This window comes from Galactobacillus timonensis, assembly GCF_900240265.1.
Taxonomy (GTDB): domain Bacteria; phylum Bacillota_I; class Bacilli_A; order Erysipelotrichales; family Erysipelotrichaceae; genus Bulleidia; species Bulleidia timonensis.
Window position 1 is genome coordinate 1,571,916 of sequence record NZ_LT964739.1, and the last position, 14,398, is coordinate 1,586,313.

Sequence of the window (14,398 nt, forward strand, 5' to 3'; positions counted from 1 at the left end):
AATGGAACACAAGGATAACCGGTGGAAGATGAACCGTATGGGCTTCGTTAACTTCTGGCTCTATAAGAATCAGGAGTTTCCGCTTGATCATGGGCATATTCTTCTGCGGGGACAAAACGGATCGGGAAAATCCATCACGACGCAGAGTTTTATTCCTTTTATTCTGGATGGTGACCGTACGCCGAGCCGTCTTGATCCGTTTGGATCGGATGCGCGGCGGATGGAGTATTACTTCCTTGGCGACGGGCATGATGGCAGAGAAGATGAGACGGGATATTTATACCTGGAATTCGTCAAAGAAGAGACAAAGGAGTATCGAACCATCGGTATCGGCCAGCGGGCAAAGAAGGGAGCCTCCACATTAGGCTTTTGGGGTTTTGTGCTGATGGATGGCCGCCGGATCGGCAAGGATTGTTCCCTGTGCCGGCGGATCAGTAATGATGCGTTTCGCCCTTTGACCAAACTGGAGTGCCGCGACCTCATCGGGAACAACAATTTTTTCACCGAATCGCAGGGAGACTATAAGGCTGCCGTCAACAAGTATCTGTTCGGCTTTGAACGTATGGAGCAGTTTGAACAGTTTATCCGTCTGCTGATCAAAGTCCGGGCACCAAAGCTGTCAAAGGAATTCAAACCGTCCAAAGTATATGAAATACTAAATGATTCTCTGCAGACCTTAAGCAATGAAGATACTTCTCCGATGGTAAACGCTATGGAGAAGATGGATGAAATTGAAACACGTCTGGAGCAGCTGAAGAATACAAAAACACATTTGCGCGCGATCCTTGATGAGTATGAACGCTACAATCGGTGGGTTGCGGCCCGCAAAGCAGAAGCCTGCTGGCAGAGCACTAAGGAGTTTACAGACCAGGTGCTGCGCCAGCAGAACCTGCAGAAAGAAATGCAGGAAAGCGAGGGTCTGTTACAGGAAAATACGGAACAGCTGCGTACGCTGGAACTGGAGATTCAGAAGCTGGAGGATCAGGAACTTCTGTTCCACAACAGCGGTCTGGAGGATCAGGTCTCTCAGCGCGCAATTCTGGAAAAAGATCAGACGACAAAGCTGGCACAGGCATCGGAAAAGAAGGCACGGATTGAAAAGCTGGTCGGCGCCATCCGGGAAATCGATGTTGATCTGCATGCAAAAGAAGAGGAAAGCATCTATAACCGGCGGCAGCTGAACAAACTGTATGCGGAAATGGGGGATCTGAACAGGGATCTTCGCTTCCCGGAACACAATCAGTACCGGACAGCACTGGATCAGGAAAATGAAGACGGCAAAACACGGATCCGGATGCTCAATCAGAAACTGCGTGATCTGTCAAAGGCTATCGATGCAATTACACAGAAGCTGGAAGCAGTTGAAAAGGCTGTACAGGAGGCGGACGCTGCGGAAGAGGCCCTGGAGGTCTGCCGGAAAAACCTTGACGCATGCACGAAAGAGATTGAAACGCAGCAGTCTGCTGCAGAGGATCTGCGGGAAGAGCTTATCAGCCAATGGTATCAGGCTGCCGCTTCCTGCAAAGAAATACAGATTACGGACGTACATCTGCAGAAGGTCAGTGCCCTGATCCGGGAGTACCGTCTGGAAAATGCCTATTCATATACGCAGCAGGTGAATGCGATCGGACAGGAAAATCTTTCACGGCTGAGCATTCTGCAGAGCCGGAAAGACGATGAAATTGCGCGCCAGAAGGAAACTCTGAAGCAGTTAAAGGAAGAGCTGCGCCTGCTGGAGATGGAAAAAGAGGCAGTACCAGAGCGCAATGCGCAGGCTATTGCCTGCCGCAGAGAGCTGGCTAAAGCGGGCGTTGAGACAATTCCGCTATATGAGGCTGTAGAGTTTTCTAGTCTTAGTGAAAAGCGCATGGTGATTCTGGAACAGCAGCTGGCAGCGGCCGGTATGCTGGATGCGCTGATCCTTTCAAAGGAAGATGAGAAAAAAGCAGAACCGGTCCTGCGGCAGTATCCGGATCTCTTTTTGAGGCCGGGTCTGAAGGCAAGGAACGCCGGATTGTTTACGGTATCGAGAAGTTCGATGTCCGATGCTTTGCGGGAGTCGGTTAAAAATATTCTGAACTGCATTGGCGAAGAGGATGGACAGTTCATTCTGCGCCCGGACGGTTACTTTCAAAACGGTCTGTTATGCGGATGGGTTCATCCCAACGATGGGGATGAGGTGCATTTGATCGGTGCGGAAATGCGCCGCCGCACACATGCACGCAAAGTAGAGGAAAAGAAAAATGAAATTCAGGAAGCTGACTGCGTTCTGCAGCAGCTTCTTGAGCAGAAACAGAAACTGGACGAGCGAAGCTCTATTCTGCAGGATGAAATGGCACACCTGCCTGCCGATAGTGCGCTTCATGGCAGTCTGGACCGGCTGCGCCTGCTGGAAGAGAAAGAATCAAATGTACGTCAGGCATGTCAGCAGGCGGAGATTCTGCGGAATCATAAGAAGGAGACGGCACTGAATCTGCGGCATGAGGCGGATCTTTTGATGCGGCCTTATCCGTATGCTCATTCGGTGGAAGGGTATCGGGATGCGGCTGCGATGCTTGGCTCTTATCAGGACAATGCGCAGAAATTGAGTGATGCGTACATGGATCAGCTGCGGCTGAATGAGCAGTATGCCTCAAGGCAGGCACAGCAGGAAGATAAGGAAGAAGAGAAGGCGCACCTGGAGCTGGAACTGCGTCAGCTGGATGGTGAAATTCAGCGGATCCGGGCAAGAATCGATGCGATCAATCAGATTCTGAACCTGCCGGAGAATCAGAAGCTTGTTTCGGAAATTGATTCGATTCGCAGGCAGTGTGATGCGGACAAAAAGCAGAAGGAGCAGCTGCTGGGTGAAGTTGGAAAGCTGCAGGAACGTGTGGTCCAGAACAAGGAGCAGCTTTCGCAGCGGATGGAACAGGTGCAGGCCGCTGAGACAAAGCGGGACATGGCCAGCGCCTATTATCTGGAAGAGATGCGTCTAAACTATGTGCAAGACTGCTCGCAGATGGAAGATCCGGCGGTTTTGAAGCTTGCGGAAGAAGTGATGAACTCTGTTCCTCAGACGGAGCGGGCACGGGAAGTGAGCGAAGCGGTCGGCCGGCTGAATAATGTGTTCCAGAAGCACAGTGTGCAGATGTATGAAACAAATATCCAGATGGACAGCATCCTGGATGAGTCGCAGCGGCCGGATCTACTGCGCAGGCGTTCTGTGATCCGGGCGGCTGCCGGGGCGCAGAGGATTGATCTGATTGCCTTTGATCAGGAGATTCAGTCGAACATCGAGGCGACGGAGCAGCTCATTCAGGAAGAGGACCGGAAGCTGTTTGAAAATATCCTGAGCGATACACTGTGCCGGAAGCTGATGATGCGGATTTCCGAAAGCAGGCGCTGGATCAGCGATATGTCGAAGCTGATGCGGGATATGGATTCGTCGATGGGACTGAATTTCTCTTTGCACTGGGTTCCGAAAGCGGCGGAAGGAGAAGGCCAGCTTTCGACGGATGAGCTGGAGCGGATCCTTGGCCGGGATACAGCCCTGTTGAGTCTGGATGATAAGCGTAAGGTTGCGGAACATTTCCGTAAAGACATTCAGGCGCGGCGGCAGAAGGCACTGGATGATGGGCAGATTTTGAATTACCAGCAGATGGTTCAGGAGGCACTGGACTATCGGGACTGGTTTGAATTCCGGATGTACTACCAGCGCACAAATGAAACGATGAAGGAATTGACGGATCGTGCTTTCAATACGTTCTCTGGCGGTGAAAAAGGAATGGCGATGTACGTTCCTTTGTTTGCAGCGGTGAATGCGCAGTATCTGAAAGCACAGAAGAAGGATCATCCGCGTCTGATTGCGCTGGATGAAGCGTTTGCCGGCGTTGATGAGAAGAATATCAACAGTATGTTCCGGCTGGTTGGTGATCTTGATTTTGACTACATCATGAATTCTCAGGCGCTGTGGGGCTGCTATGAATCGGTGCGGGCGCTTCGGATCGCAGAACTTCTGCGGCCGGAGAATGCGGACTTCATCACGGTGATTTTCTATCACTGGAATGGAAAGGAACGTGTGCTGGATGAAAGCGAATGAGGCGGCAGACTATTTCCGCAGCAGTCCGGGGTTTGAACGGGCGTTTCAGCAGATGCACAACAAGTGGCGCTCCTACGGGCGCTGCGGCGGTAATGTCTGTATTACGGATCCGACAGATGTGGAACGGGAGGCGCTTGGCCGCTACTTCAGCCGCGATTTTTCCGATGGCCCCGTTAAATTTTCTCTCGCGGATTTCTCCCGTACGCTTTCGGATACAAAGTTTGGGGCCATTGATCTGTATGATGTGCTGTGCGCCTATTTTGATGAAGATCTGAAGTCAAAGCGGCAGGATGCGGCGGCGGAAGAAGAGAGGCTGGAGACACGGCTGGAAGCGCTGCGTAAGCAGGCGAAACCGATTGCCGGTGAAGGGTGGCCGCGGAAATGGGTGGCGTCTATTACGCTGCGGCAGTATCGTCAGCTGCTGAAAGGCGGAACGTTTTCTACGGAAGCGGATGCGGATGCGGCAGTTCTGGCATGCGCCAGGGCATTGAATTATCTGGAGCACGGCAGGCTGCCTGTGCGTCTTTCCGTACTGGCAATGGAAGTGACGGGCAATCCGCACGGTCTGGATCAGCGAACGGGAACCGGCTGTCTGTTCCTGAAGGCGCTGCAGGCGAAGGAACATGAAAGCGGCAGTCTGAGCGGGGAGGAAGTTCTTGATCTCTACGTGCGCAGCCAGATCCGGCCGGATGCGATTTCAAGCTTTACGGTAGTTCAGGGGATGCATATGTACGGGGCGGAGGGTCTTCATCCGGCCTATGAGGGACATCTGGCATGTCGGGAATATTATCTTGTTTCGCTTTCGCAGCTGCAGAATATTCTGGCGATCCGGCCGGTGCATGTTCCGGTTTTCATCCTTGAAAATCAGATGGTTTATTCCGAACTGTGCATGCATTATCCGGAGGCTTCCATGATCTGTACGTCGGGACAGATGAAAACGGCATCGCTGCTGGTGATTGACATGCTGGCAAAAGCACATGTGAAAATGCTGTATTCATCGGATCTCGATCCGGAGGGAATCGGGATGGCGGATCGTTTGTGCCAGAGACATCCGGATTGGATTCAACCGTGGCGTATGACGGGGCAGGATTATGAGCAGTGTAAATCCAGCCAGGAATTATCGCAGGCGCGATTGAAAGAACTGGAACATGTTGTGACACCGCAGCTGCAGGAAGCGGCGCGATGTCTAGAAAGGGATCGTCTGGCGGGATATCAGGAGAAGCTGATTCCGCTGATGCTTGCGGATATTGGTGAACTGACCGGCCAGGATGCGGAGGAAAGCAGCGATGACAGGCATGGAACTTATGGATCTTGAGCGGGCAAAACAGCGGCTGGAAGAAGATGATGCCTGCTGCGTACTTGTTCATAACGATCAGATCATCGAACGGCATACACAGGGTGTTCGGCCGCTTTTGGAACTGTTGGATCAGCAGGCGGATCTGAAGGGTTTTGCGGCTGCAGATAAAGTCGTGGGCAGGGCGGCAGCTTCCCTGTATGTGCTGCTTGGTGTCACTTCGGTTTACGGGGAAACCATGAGTATAGCGGGACAAGCGATGCTCGAGGAACACGGAATCGCGAGCTCCTGTGGCACTCTTGTACAGCAGATTATGAACCGCAGCCGGACGGGAATCTGTCCGATGGAGGCTGCTGTAGCCAGGATGGAGGATGTTTCCAAAGCACCTGAGCTGCTGAAGGCTGCGATCATGAAGATGCGCCAGGGACATTGAAGCGGTTCCCTGTCATCCGCAGGATGCTATACTTTCTATATCGGAAATAAGCAATACAGGACTGGAGATAATATTGTATGGCTGAACAGTGCTTGCGGATCATGGAAGGATTTCAGAGAGGCGTCAATCTGGGCGGATGGATTTCGCAGTTTGACCGGTTTGATGAGCATCATTTTGCGACATTCATTACCGAAAAGGACATTGAGGAAATTGCGTCGCTTGGCTTTGACCATGTGCGGGTGCCGGTGGATTATAACGTTCTGGAAGATGAAGAAGGAACTGCCCGGGAGGCAGGATTCCAACATCTGGAAAACTGCCGGCGCTGGTGTGAGACATATGGTCTTCATATGCTCATTGATCTGCATGAATGTTACGGTTATTCCTTTGATCCGCTGAAAAAAGGAATGGACCGGAAAAAGTTCTTTTATGATACGACGCTGCAGGAGCGTTTCTTCCATCTGTGGGATGAGATTGCACGCCGCTTCGCCTCCTGGCCGGAGCAGGTCGCGTTTGAGCCGTTGAATGAAGTTGTTCTGGAAGAGGTTGCCGACGCATGGAATCAGGTGGCTTCTCAGTATATCCTCCGGATGCGCAGAATCGTTCCGGAAAGCTGGATTGTTGTCGGCGGCGTTCGCTATAACAATGTGCTGAGTGTTCCGCTCCTGGATCTGCCGCTGGATGACCATGTTGTTTACAATTTCCATTGTTATGAGCCGATGATTTTTACGCATCAGGGAGCGTACTGGATGGAGGGGATGCCGACGGATTTCCGGATTGGCTACCCGCGGACACTGGCGGAATACAAGGAAGAAGCAGGGCATTTGAAGGCGGATCTGAAGGGCGCAATTTATAAAGAAGGGATCCATGAGATTGGTGACGGCTTCTTTGATGATATTTTTGCGCCGGCTGTCGCAAAGGCAAAGGAAGACAATGTACCTTTGTATTGCGGTGAATACGGTGTGATTGATCTGGCCGCAAATCCGGATAAACTGCGCTGGCTGAAGGATATTCATTCGGCGTTTCAAAAATATAATATCGGTCACGCTCTCTGGAACTATAAAGAAAAGGATTTCGGCTTTCAGGATGAGCGGTTTAAAGAAATCCGTGATGAATTTATTCGAATCATCTGAGAATCCAAATGAAAATACCGCCGACCAATGCTGTGGCATTTGATCTGCGGTATTTTTATCTTTTTCCGTTTTCTCCGGTTTCCGTTTCTTCTGTGCTGTTTTACAGCGTATCGAGATCATCTTCAATCGCACTGCTCTTGGCATAGGCGGAGCTGCGTGCTTCGAAGAAGTCAGTCTTGACCTGGTTGGCGTCGGCATACTGGGATACCCAGCGCATCGATTCGGGTTCCTGCTCCAGTCCCGGATAAAGGGGATCAAAGCCGATGGATTTCAGACGGATATTGCCAAGGTAATGGATGTAGTCTTCCACCATGGACTGATTGAGGCCGGGGATCTTGTCATCGATGACGTAGGTGCCCCATTCGATTTCCTGACGAACGCCTTCATCGATCATGGCATAGATCATCTTGCGGTTTTCTTCCGTGAAGAGCTCCGGTTCTTCTTCCTGCAGAATCTGCAGGATTTCTCTGAACAGCCACAGATGTGTGTTTTCGTCGCGGTTGATGTACCGGATTTCCTGCACGGAACCGGGCATCTTGCCGTTTCTGCCGAGGTTGTAGAAGAACATGAAGCCGGAATAAAAGTAGATGCCTTCCAGAATGAAGTTTGCTACACAGACCCGCAGGAAGGAACGCTTGTCCTGATTCTGGACGAATTCGTTGTACAGATTGCCGATGAAGGTGTTGCGCTTCAGCAGATGAGGATCTTCCTTCCACTGATAGAGAATGCTGTCGCGCTCCAGCGGCGAACAGATCGTATCCAGCATGTAGCTGTAGGACTGGCTGTGGATGCACTCCTGGAATGTCTGAATGGACAGACACAGGTTGATTTCATTGGCCGTCACGTACTGGCTGATGTTGGGAAGATTGGCGGACTGCAGCGAATCCAGATAGACGAGAAAGCTCAGAATCTTGTCATAGGCTGTGCGCTCCGCAGGCAGAAGATTCGGATAGTCGGACTTGTCCTGGTCAAGATTGATTTCCTCCGGAATCCAGAAGTTGTTCATCGCGTTGCGATACCAGTTCGAGACCCACGGGTACTTCAGATTGTTGAAGTCATTGATGTTGGTTGTGTTGAAGTTGAGCAGCCTCCTATCGCGGACATCGGTGTCTCCCTCCGGGTTGAATAGCGGCTTTCTGCGGATTGATTCTTCCATATCTTCCTCCCTTATGCTGAGCAGCTTTCACATTCGTCCGGATCCAGTGACCGCGAACGTACATAGTAGATTGTCTTGACGCCAAGCTCGTCCGCAAGAATGTACAGATTCAGCAGCTGGCTCATCTTGTATTCGTTGGTGATCCATAGATTGAAGCTCTGCGCCTGATCGATGTGGCGCTGACGGACCGCCGCAGCCTTCACGGACCAGGTCTGGTCAATGGAATGGGCATTCTTGTAATACCACCAGGTGGCAGGGGAAAGATCCGGTGCTACGCGGGGGAGAATTGCCCCCTTCTTTTCTTCCAGATAATAGCGGTTCATGACCGGATCCAGGCCGGCCGTTGTTCCGACCAGAATGGAAGTGGAGCTGGTTGGCGCATCGGCGATGACGTAAGCATTGCGCATGCCGTAGGTGCGAACGTCATCCCTCAGCTTCTGCCAGCGCACGTCCGTGTAGTTTCTGCGCTCAAAGAACATGCCGCTTTCCCATTCCGAACCATGGAAGAGGGAATAGCTGCCGCGCTCTCTGGCTAGTTCACTGGAAGCCTTCACAGCGGCGTAGGAAATGTCTTCAAATACTCTGTCCGCCAGCTGCAGATGTTCTTCCGATTCCCATTTCACATGGTGCTTTGCAAGCATGTGATGGTAGCCGGACACCCCCAGACCGATGGAACGATAGGTATGATTGGTTTTCTCGGCCGCAGGGACGGGGTAGAAGTTGAGATCAATAACGTTGTCCAGCGCCCGTACCGCGTCGCGTGTAACAGACTCCAGTTCGTTTTGATCATCGACGTTGATATTGCCAAGGCATAGCGAGGCAAGGTTGCACACGACATAGTTTCCCGGCTTGCGGACCGTGACGATCACATCGTCGCCGTCCCGGTTCTGAATAGTCTGTGAAACGAAGTCTGTTTCACTCATGTTCTGGGCGATCTCCGTGCAGAGATTGGAGCAGTAGATCATGCCCGCATGCTTATTGGGGTTGGCCGCATTTACGGCGTCGCGGAAGAAGGCAAACGGGGTTCCGGTTTCAACCGCTGAGCGCAGAATCAGGCGCACGATTTCTTTGAGTGGTACGGTACGCTTGCGGATGCGGCTGTCGCGGACACAGTCAAAGTACTTTTCTTCCCATTCTTTTCCCCAGCTGTCTTCCAGGGCATATCCTTTTTTGATCAATACTTCATGGGGATCCAGAAGATACCAGTTCTGGTTCAGGTTTTCCTTTGCCATACGCCAGAACAGGTCCGGATAGCAGACGGCCGGGAACAGGTCATGCGCCTTCATCCGGTCATCGCCGTTGTTGGTACGCAGCTGCAGGAATTCAGGCAGATCCATATGCCACGCATCCAGATAGACAGCGGCAGCGCCCTGACGGACACCAAGCTGGTCGACGGCAACGGCTGTGTCGTTGATGACACGGATCCAGCGGATCACGCCGCCGGCGGCACCCTCAAAGCCGCGGATGCTGCTGCCGCGGGCACGGACCTTGCCAAGGTACATCCCCATGCCACCGCCGAATTTGGATACTTCTGCAAAATTAGAAATCGAAGTGTAGATGCCGTCCAGAGAATCGGGAACGGTGTCGATGAAGCAGCTGCTGAGCTGATGATAGGGCTTGCGGGCGTTGGCCAGGGTCGGTGTTGCCATCGTGACCTTATGCAGACTGAGCATGTCATAGAAGCGGCGGACGATGGCCAGTCTGTTTTCTTTTTCCTTCATTCCCAGGTGCATGGCGACGCCCATGAAGAGTTCCTGCGGCGATTCCATCGCAACATGGGAGCGGGTATGAATCACATAGCGTGACAACAGCAGGTCAAGTCCTGCCCAGGTGAACAGTTTATCCCGGCTGTCATCGATATTCTCTGCCAGTGCTTCGATGTCGGCAGAGGAATAGTTTTCCAGAATATAGGATCCGTAGTAGCCTTCCTGCGTGAGCCAGACAAGCTTGTCATAGAAGCTGTGAATGCCGCGATTTTCTTCTTCCTGTTTCAACTGTTTGTGGAATTGATAGGAGAGCAGGCGCCCTGCAGCCTTTTCCCATGCAGGCTCTTCTTTGGTCGTAAGCTCTTCGGCGCTGCGGATCAGCACATCCATGCGTGCGGAAGTTGACAGTGCTTCTTTGTCCATCGACTGAAACTTCAGGATCAGCCGCTCCAGATCGCAGCTGCCAAGCTCCTTCTGCATCTCTTCCAGCAACGGCTCCAGAGCGGGATCCTGCAGAAGATTACAGAGCGTTCGGCGGGCATTTCTTGCGCGGGTACGCTGCTGACGGTAGAGAATATAGGCTTTGGCGACGTCGTAGCAGCCTTCCTTCATCAGGCTTTTTTCGACGACATTCTGAATATCCTCGACGGCAGCGGACGGCTGGTCTTTGAATTCGGCCTCGACAGACGCAACGATGCGCTCGCCGATCTGTTCGTCCCATGGCTGCTGTACTTCGCTGAAAGCTTTTTGAACTGCTGCTTTGATCTTCTGCGGCTCATAGGCCGTTTCACTTCCGTTTCGTTTGATTACTCGCTCCATAGAAAATTCTCCATTAGTAGAACAATACTTGAAGACGATTACAGTGGTCAATCGAGATGACCGAAGAAAGAGAAAGCCAGGTGAACGAGGCAGGGAAAAAAGAGAAGATGAAGAATATGACAGACCGGGCGGACTCTGGACAGAATTTTGAAACTGTTGCGAAAAAATAACATAGGGTCTTGAAAAATGACCTTCGGTCATAAATATTAAGGAAAACAGAGAGGAGAAGACATGAAGGGGAGCTGCTATTTTCATGACAACGAAGTGATTCTTGATTATTCGGCAGAATTCATTGAGACATCGGCTCAGCTGGTGAACTCGGAATTTTTCAATACATTTCTGGACCAGTATCTGAATCATCTGGAGACGTCGCGCCGGGATCTGCACGATTTTTTGTATGCGGGCGGTCGGACGCGGATTCAGGTACGTGAAGATTTGAAGAATTCGATCAAGCTGCTGATGTTTATGAATATGGACCGGGCCAATATGCGCTATGTCCAGTTTCCGGACCAGTTTCTGGAAGTGGTAAGCGATATTTACCGGTGGTGGCGCAGCCTGCAGCGGTATTCCATTTTCTATTCGCAGAATTCGGACAGCTATCAGACCAATGCGTTTATGAATGTGGATACGCAGATCAATGCGATTGCCAGGGAACTGTTCCGTACGCTGGAGCGCAATATCACAGGTGTTGCGGACAATATGTACCGTCAGCTTCAGGCTGGCACCAATGCGTCTTTGTTACTGAAGAACTATGACTGGGACTGTTCGCAGGCGTATGCGAAACTGCGTGATATTGCCTTTGTGCATACGATCATGGTCCGTACGCCGCTGATGATTGAAACAAAGTCCAATAAGCGGACCAATGTGTTCAAGGATCATGATCATAATCCGATTGAGGATTTTGCCGGTGATCCGAAGGACTGGGTATGCTATCCGGCATGGGCGGGAGAGTCGCTGATCTATACCTATTTCTATCAGGACTATATGAGCTCCTGCGTCGCCGCCTCCGGTTTATTTCAGCTGGCAAGGGAAGAGGATTGTCATCGAAAGCCGGATGCGATTCTTCTGTTCGGCAATCCCGATGGGACGAAGGATACGGTGTTCTGGAAGGATCAGGAAAACGGAATCTGGGTCGGCAAGACGTCCGCGTCGCCGGAGATTGATTATTTCGGTTATGCGAAGAAGTCGATTCTGACGCTGAACAACCTGGTCATGATGGAGCACGGCTGGCTGCCGATTCATGGCTCGATGGTAAATCTTTATCTGAAGGACGGGCGGAAGAAGAGTCTGATGTTCATGGGTGATTCAGGTGCAGGCAAGTCGGAGACGCTGGAAGCCTTGAGCAATATCGCTTCGGATCTGATCGATCATCAGGAGACGGTATTCGATGATATGGGCAGCATTCATATCAATGAGGAAGGGAAGCTGGTTGCGGAAGGTACGGAGATCGGTGCCTTCGTGCGGCTGGATGATCTGGATCAGGCAACAGCTTATAAGGAACTGGACCGTTCGATCTTCTTCAATCCGGACAAGAAGAACGCCCGGGTTGTGATGCCGGCTGCGCTGTATAAGACTGTCGTCAAGGAACATCCGGTGGACTGTCTCTTCTATGCGAACAACTATGATGACAAGCGGGGAATGCACGTGTTTGACAGTGCAGCAGAGGCGAAGAAGACATTTGTGGAAGGCAAGCGCAATGCGCTGGGCACGACGCAGGAGAAGGGATTGTCGTCCACGTTCTTTGCCAACCCGTTCGGGCCGATGCAGCGTCAGGAAGAGTGCAGCGTATTGATCGATCGCATGTTCGAGAAGCTGATCGAGGAACATATTCCGCTGGGCGAAGTATATACGTGCCTCGGTCTTCCGGATAAGGGAAATCACGGCATTGAAAAGGCAGCCGAAGAACTGCTGGAGTTTGTCAAGGAGTCATAGGTTCATCAGAAACAGAAAATACATCAGGCCGGGATCGTTCGATCCCGGTTTTTATAAGGTATGAAAGAATTTTATATTTATCTTATACAATACCCCATTGAGGTATATGAAGGGCGCGATGACAGAGAACATACTTGAAGTAAAAGATCTGAAGAAACAGTATCACGGTAAAAACGGGACAGTGGATGCCGTAAAGGAAATTTCGTTTCATGTTGAGCGGGGAGAGATCTTCGGTTTCCTTGGGGCCAAAGGGGCAGGCAAGTCGACCACGATCAATATGGTGATGACGCAGCTTCTGCTTAGCGGTGAACAGAATCTGATCGATGGAAAGGATCTGACCGGGGATGCGGCCGCAATCTGGCGCAGGATTGGCGTTGTTGCTCAGAATAACAACCCGGGGCGCAACCTGACAGCGGAAGAGAACCTGTATTTCCATGGCCGCTGCTTCGGCAGATCCCAAGACGATTGCAAAGCGTTCCGAGGAACTTCTGAAGAGGTTCGGCCTCTATGATCGCCGCAATGACTATGTGAAGAACTATTCCGGATGTATGGTGCAGCGTCTCAAAATTGCGCGGGCGATGCTCCATAATCCGGAGATTCTTTTCCTCGATAGCCGACGACGGGACTGGATCCCAACTACCGCAATATTCTCTGGGATCAGGTGCTCAAGATGAGCAGGGAAGGAACGACAATCTTCCTTACGACCCATTACATGGAAGAGGTTGAAAACTTCTGCTCGCATGTTGCGATCATGAAGAAGGGCGAGATGCCTGCCCTTGGAACGGTGAAGGAACTTGAAGGAAAGCCGCATACAGATTCACTGAATGATGTGTTCCTGGTTTTGACAAACAGGGATGGGGTCGATGATTGCATGAGTGCAAATGGGGAGGAGTAAGAATATGGATGAAAAGAAACTGACACGGATTGCCTTCTGAGCAATGGTAAAGAGAGATCTGCTCGTTTAATGGCGGGATAAATGGGAATTCGTATTCCGCGTCGGGATGCTGCCGGTTGTCTTCCTTGGCAGTATCTTCTATAACTGGAAGCAGCTTGCACCGCGCTGCTGACGGTTGCTGGAATTGCAGTATGGATTGTTGGTATGGGAGCGGTTGCCCTGAAGCGGTTTGACCGGATGGTTTACAATCACTGATGATTCAACGGAATGCCGGAGTTTCCATGTCTGCCATGGGCTTCGGCATTTTCAATTCCTTTCGACAGGCAGGCATGCGCTATCATAGTAAGCAAATACAGAGGGAGGATCGTTATGAGCGGGTGGAAGATTCGTACCGTGGATCCTGAGAACGATGCGGAAGCATGTCTTGCCATTTATCGTCCGTATGTTGAGCATACGGCAATTACGTTTGAATATACGGTACCTTCGGTTGAGGAGTTTCGCAGCCGCATGGAACATACGCTGGAACGTTATCCGTATCTTGTCATAGAACGCGACGGGAAGATCGGCGGCTATGCCTATGTATCTCCATTCAAAGAACGTGAGGCCTATGATTATGCTGTTGAAACATCGATCTATCTTGATGCGTCCTACCGCCATCAGGGCCTGGGAAAGATGCTGTATTCTGCCCTGGAGAGCATTCTGAAGAAAATGGGTGTGTGCAATGTCAATGCCTGCATCGGCGTTCCTCCTGAAGGAATGATTCTTCCGTTCCTCGATAACAACAGTATGGATTTCCACCGCCACCTTGGCTATCAGATGGTCGGGCGCTTTCACAGCTGCGGCTACAAGTTTTCAACATGGATTGACATGGTTTGGATGGAGAAGATGATTCAGGACCATCCATCATCCCCGGCTCCTCTTCGTCCCTATTCAAAGGTGCGCAAAGACTGAG

Annotated in this window: 11 protein-coding genes; 9 read left to right on the forward strand and 2 right to left on the reverse strand. The window is 51.4% G+C overall.

The window, feature by feature from the left end:
- Position 1 precedes the first annotated feature (1 nt).
- The 4 genes from C1714_RS07445 (at position 2) to C1714_RS07460 (ending at position 6,938) form a co-directional block, all read left to right on the forward strand.
- Positions 2 to 4,081 carry a TIGR02680 family protein gene (locus tag C1714_RS07445; protein ID WP_102342591.1) on the forward strand — a complete coding sequence of 1,360 codons (4,080 nt, stop codon included), beginning with the start codon at positions 2 to 4 and terminating at the stop codon, positions 4,079 to 4,081.
- The gene (locus C1714_RS07450) at positions 4,068 to 5,396 is read left to right on the forward strand and encodes a TIGR02679 domain-containing protein (RefSeq protein WP_167849975.1); all 1,329 of its coding nucleotides are present in this window, start codon (positions 4,068 to 4,070) and stop codon (positions 5,394 to 5,396) included. The genes C1714_RS07445 and C1714_RS07450 overlap by 14 nt, the downstream gene beginning before the upstream one ends.
- Positions 5,368 to 5,808: a DUF1893 domain-containing protein gene (locus C1714_RS07455; protein ID WP_167849976.1), complete on the forward strand. Its 441-nt coding sequence runs from the start codon at positions 5,368 to 5,370 to the stop codon at positions 5,806 to 5,808. Before C1714_RS07450 ends, C1714_RS07455 begins: the two co-directional genes overlap by 29 nt.
- A 77-nt stretch (positions 5,809 to 5,885) precedes the next feature.
- A complete protein-coding gene (locus C1714_RS07460) occupies positions 5,886 to 6,938 on the forward strand; it encodes a glycoside hydrolase family 5 protein (protein WP_102342594.1) in 1,053 nt (350 codons plus the stop codon).
- Positions 6,939 to 7,038: 100 nt separating this feature from the next.
- Here C1714_RS07460 and C1714_RS07465 read toward each other — a convergent pair whose 3' ends face one another.
- Positions 7,039 to 8,094, reverse strand: a complete 1,056-nt coding sequence (locus C1714_RS07465) for a ribonucleotide-diphosphate reductase subunit beta (RefSeq protein ID WP_102342595.1) — start codon at positions 8,092 to 8,094, stop codon at positions 7,039 to 7,041.
- A gap of 11 nt (positions 8,095 to 8,105) precedes the next feature.
- The gene (locus tag C1714_RS07470) at positions 8,106 to 10,619 is read right to left on the reverse strand and encodes a ribonucleoside-diphosphate reductase subunit alpha (protein WP_102342596.1); all 2,514 of its coding nucleotides are present in this window, start codon (positions 10,617 to 10,619) and stop codon (positions 8,106 to 8,108) included.
- A 231-nt stretch (positions 10,620 to 10,850) separates the two neighbouring features.
- Here C1714_RS07470 and C1714_RS07475 point away from each other — a divergent pair, with 231 nt between their 5' ends.
- The 5 genes from C1714_RS07475 to C1714_RS07485 all read left to right on the forward strand — a co-directional run bounded on the left by C1714_RS07475 (position 10,851) and on the right by C1714_RS07485 (position 14,397).
- On the forward strand, positions 10,851 to 12,551 hold the full coding sequence (locus C1714_RS07475; RefSeq protein ID WP_102342597.1) for a phosphoenolpyruvate carboxykinase (ATP): 1,701 nt from the start codon (positions 10,851 to 10,853) through the stop codon (positions 12,549 to 12,551).
- A 118-nt stretch (positions 12,552 to 12,669) separates the two neighbouring features.
- Positions 12,670 to 13,062 (forward strand): ATP-binding cassette domain-containing protein, encoded by a 393-nt coding sequence (locus C1714_RS14240; RefSeq protein WP_210115270.1) that lies wholly within the window; start codon positions 12,670 to 12,672, stop codon positions 13,060 to 13,062.
- A complete protein-coding gene (locus C1714_RS14670) occupies positions 12,986 to 13,225 on the forward strand; it encodes an ATP-binding cassette domain-containing protein (RefSeq protein ID WP_210115271.1) in 240 nt (79 codons plus the stop codon). Before C1714_RS14240 ends, C1714_RS14670 begins: the two co-directional genes overlap by 77 nt.
- Entirely contained in the window at positions 13,222 to 13,446 is a 225-nt protein-coding gene (locus C1714_RS14250; RefSeq protein ID WP_210115272.1) for an ATP-binding cassette domain-containing protein, read from the forward strand. The genes C1714_RS14670 and C1714_RS14250 overlap by 4 nt, the downstream gene beginning before the upstream one ends.
- A 369-nt stretch (positions 13,447 to 13,815) precedes the next feature.
- Positions 13,816 to 14,397 (forward strand): GNAT family N-acetyltransferase, encoded by a 582-nt coding sequence (locus C1714_RS07485; protein ID WP_102342598.1) that lies wholly within the window; start codon positions 13,816 to 13,818, stop codon positions 14,395 to 14,397.
- Position 14,398: the final 1 nt, after the last annotated feature.

What these genes read in the sequence shown, in the direction of transcription:
- C1714_RS07470 (WP_102342596.1), bottom strand. Translation starts at nt 10,619, where the DNA reads ATGGAGCGAGTAATCAAACGAAACGGAAGTGAAACGGCCTATGAGCCG.
- C1714_RS07485 (WP_102342598.1), top strand. Translation starts at nt 13,816, where the DNA reads ATGAGCGGGTGGAAGATTCGTACCGTGGATCCTGAGAACGATGCGGAA.
- C1714_RS07445 (WP_102342591.1), top strand. Translation starts at nt 2, where the DNA reads ATGGAACACAAGGATAACCGGTGGAAGATGAACCGTATGGGCTTCGTT.
- C1714_RS14240 (WP_210115270.1), top strand. Translation starts at nt 12,670, where the DNA reads ATGACAGAGAACATACTTGAAGTAAAAGATCTGAAGAAACAGTATCAC.
- C1714_RS14670 (WP_210115271.1), top strand. Translation starts at nt 12,986, where the DNA reads ATGGCCGCTGCTTCGGCAGATCCCAAGACGATTGCAAAGCGTTCCGAG.
- C1714_RS07450 (WP_167849975.1), top strand. Translation starts at nt 4,068, where the DNA reads ATGAAAGCGAATGAGGCGGCAGACTATTTCCGCAGCAGTCCGGGGTTT.
- C1714_RS07465 (WP_102342595.1), bottom strand. Translation starts at nt 8,094, where the DNA reads ATGGAAGAATCAATCCGCAGAAAGCCGCTATTCAACCCGGAGGGAGAC.
- C1714_RS07460 (WP_102342594.1), top strand. Translation starts at nt 5,886, where the DNA reads ATGGCTGAACAGTGCTTGCGGATCATGGAAGGATTTCAGAGAGGCGTC.
- C1714_RS14250 (WP_210115272.1), top strand. Translation starts at nt 13,222, where the DNA reads ATGAGCAGGGAAGGAACGACAATCTTCCTTACGACCCATTACATGGAA.
- C1714_RS07475 (WP_102342597.1), top strand. Translation starts at nt 10,851, where the DNA reads ATGAAGGGGAGCTGCTATTTTCATGACAACGAAGTGATTCTTGATTAT.
- C1714_RS07455 (WP_167849976.1), top strand. Translation starts at nt 5,368, where the DNA reads ATGACAGGCATGGAACTTATGGATCTTGAGCGGGCAAAACAGCGGCTG.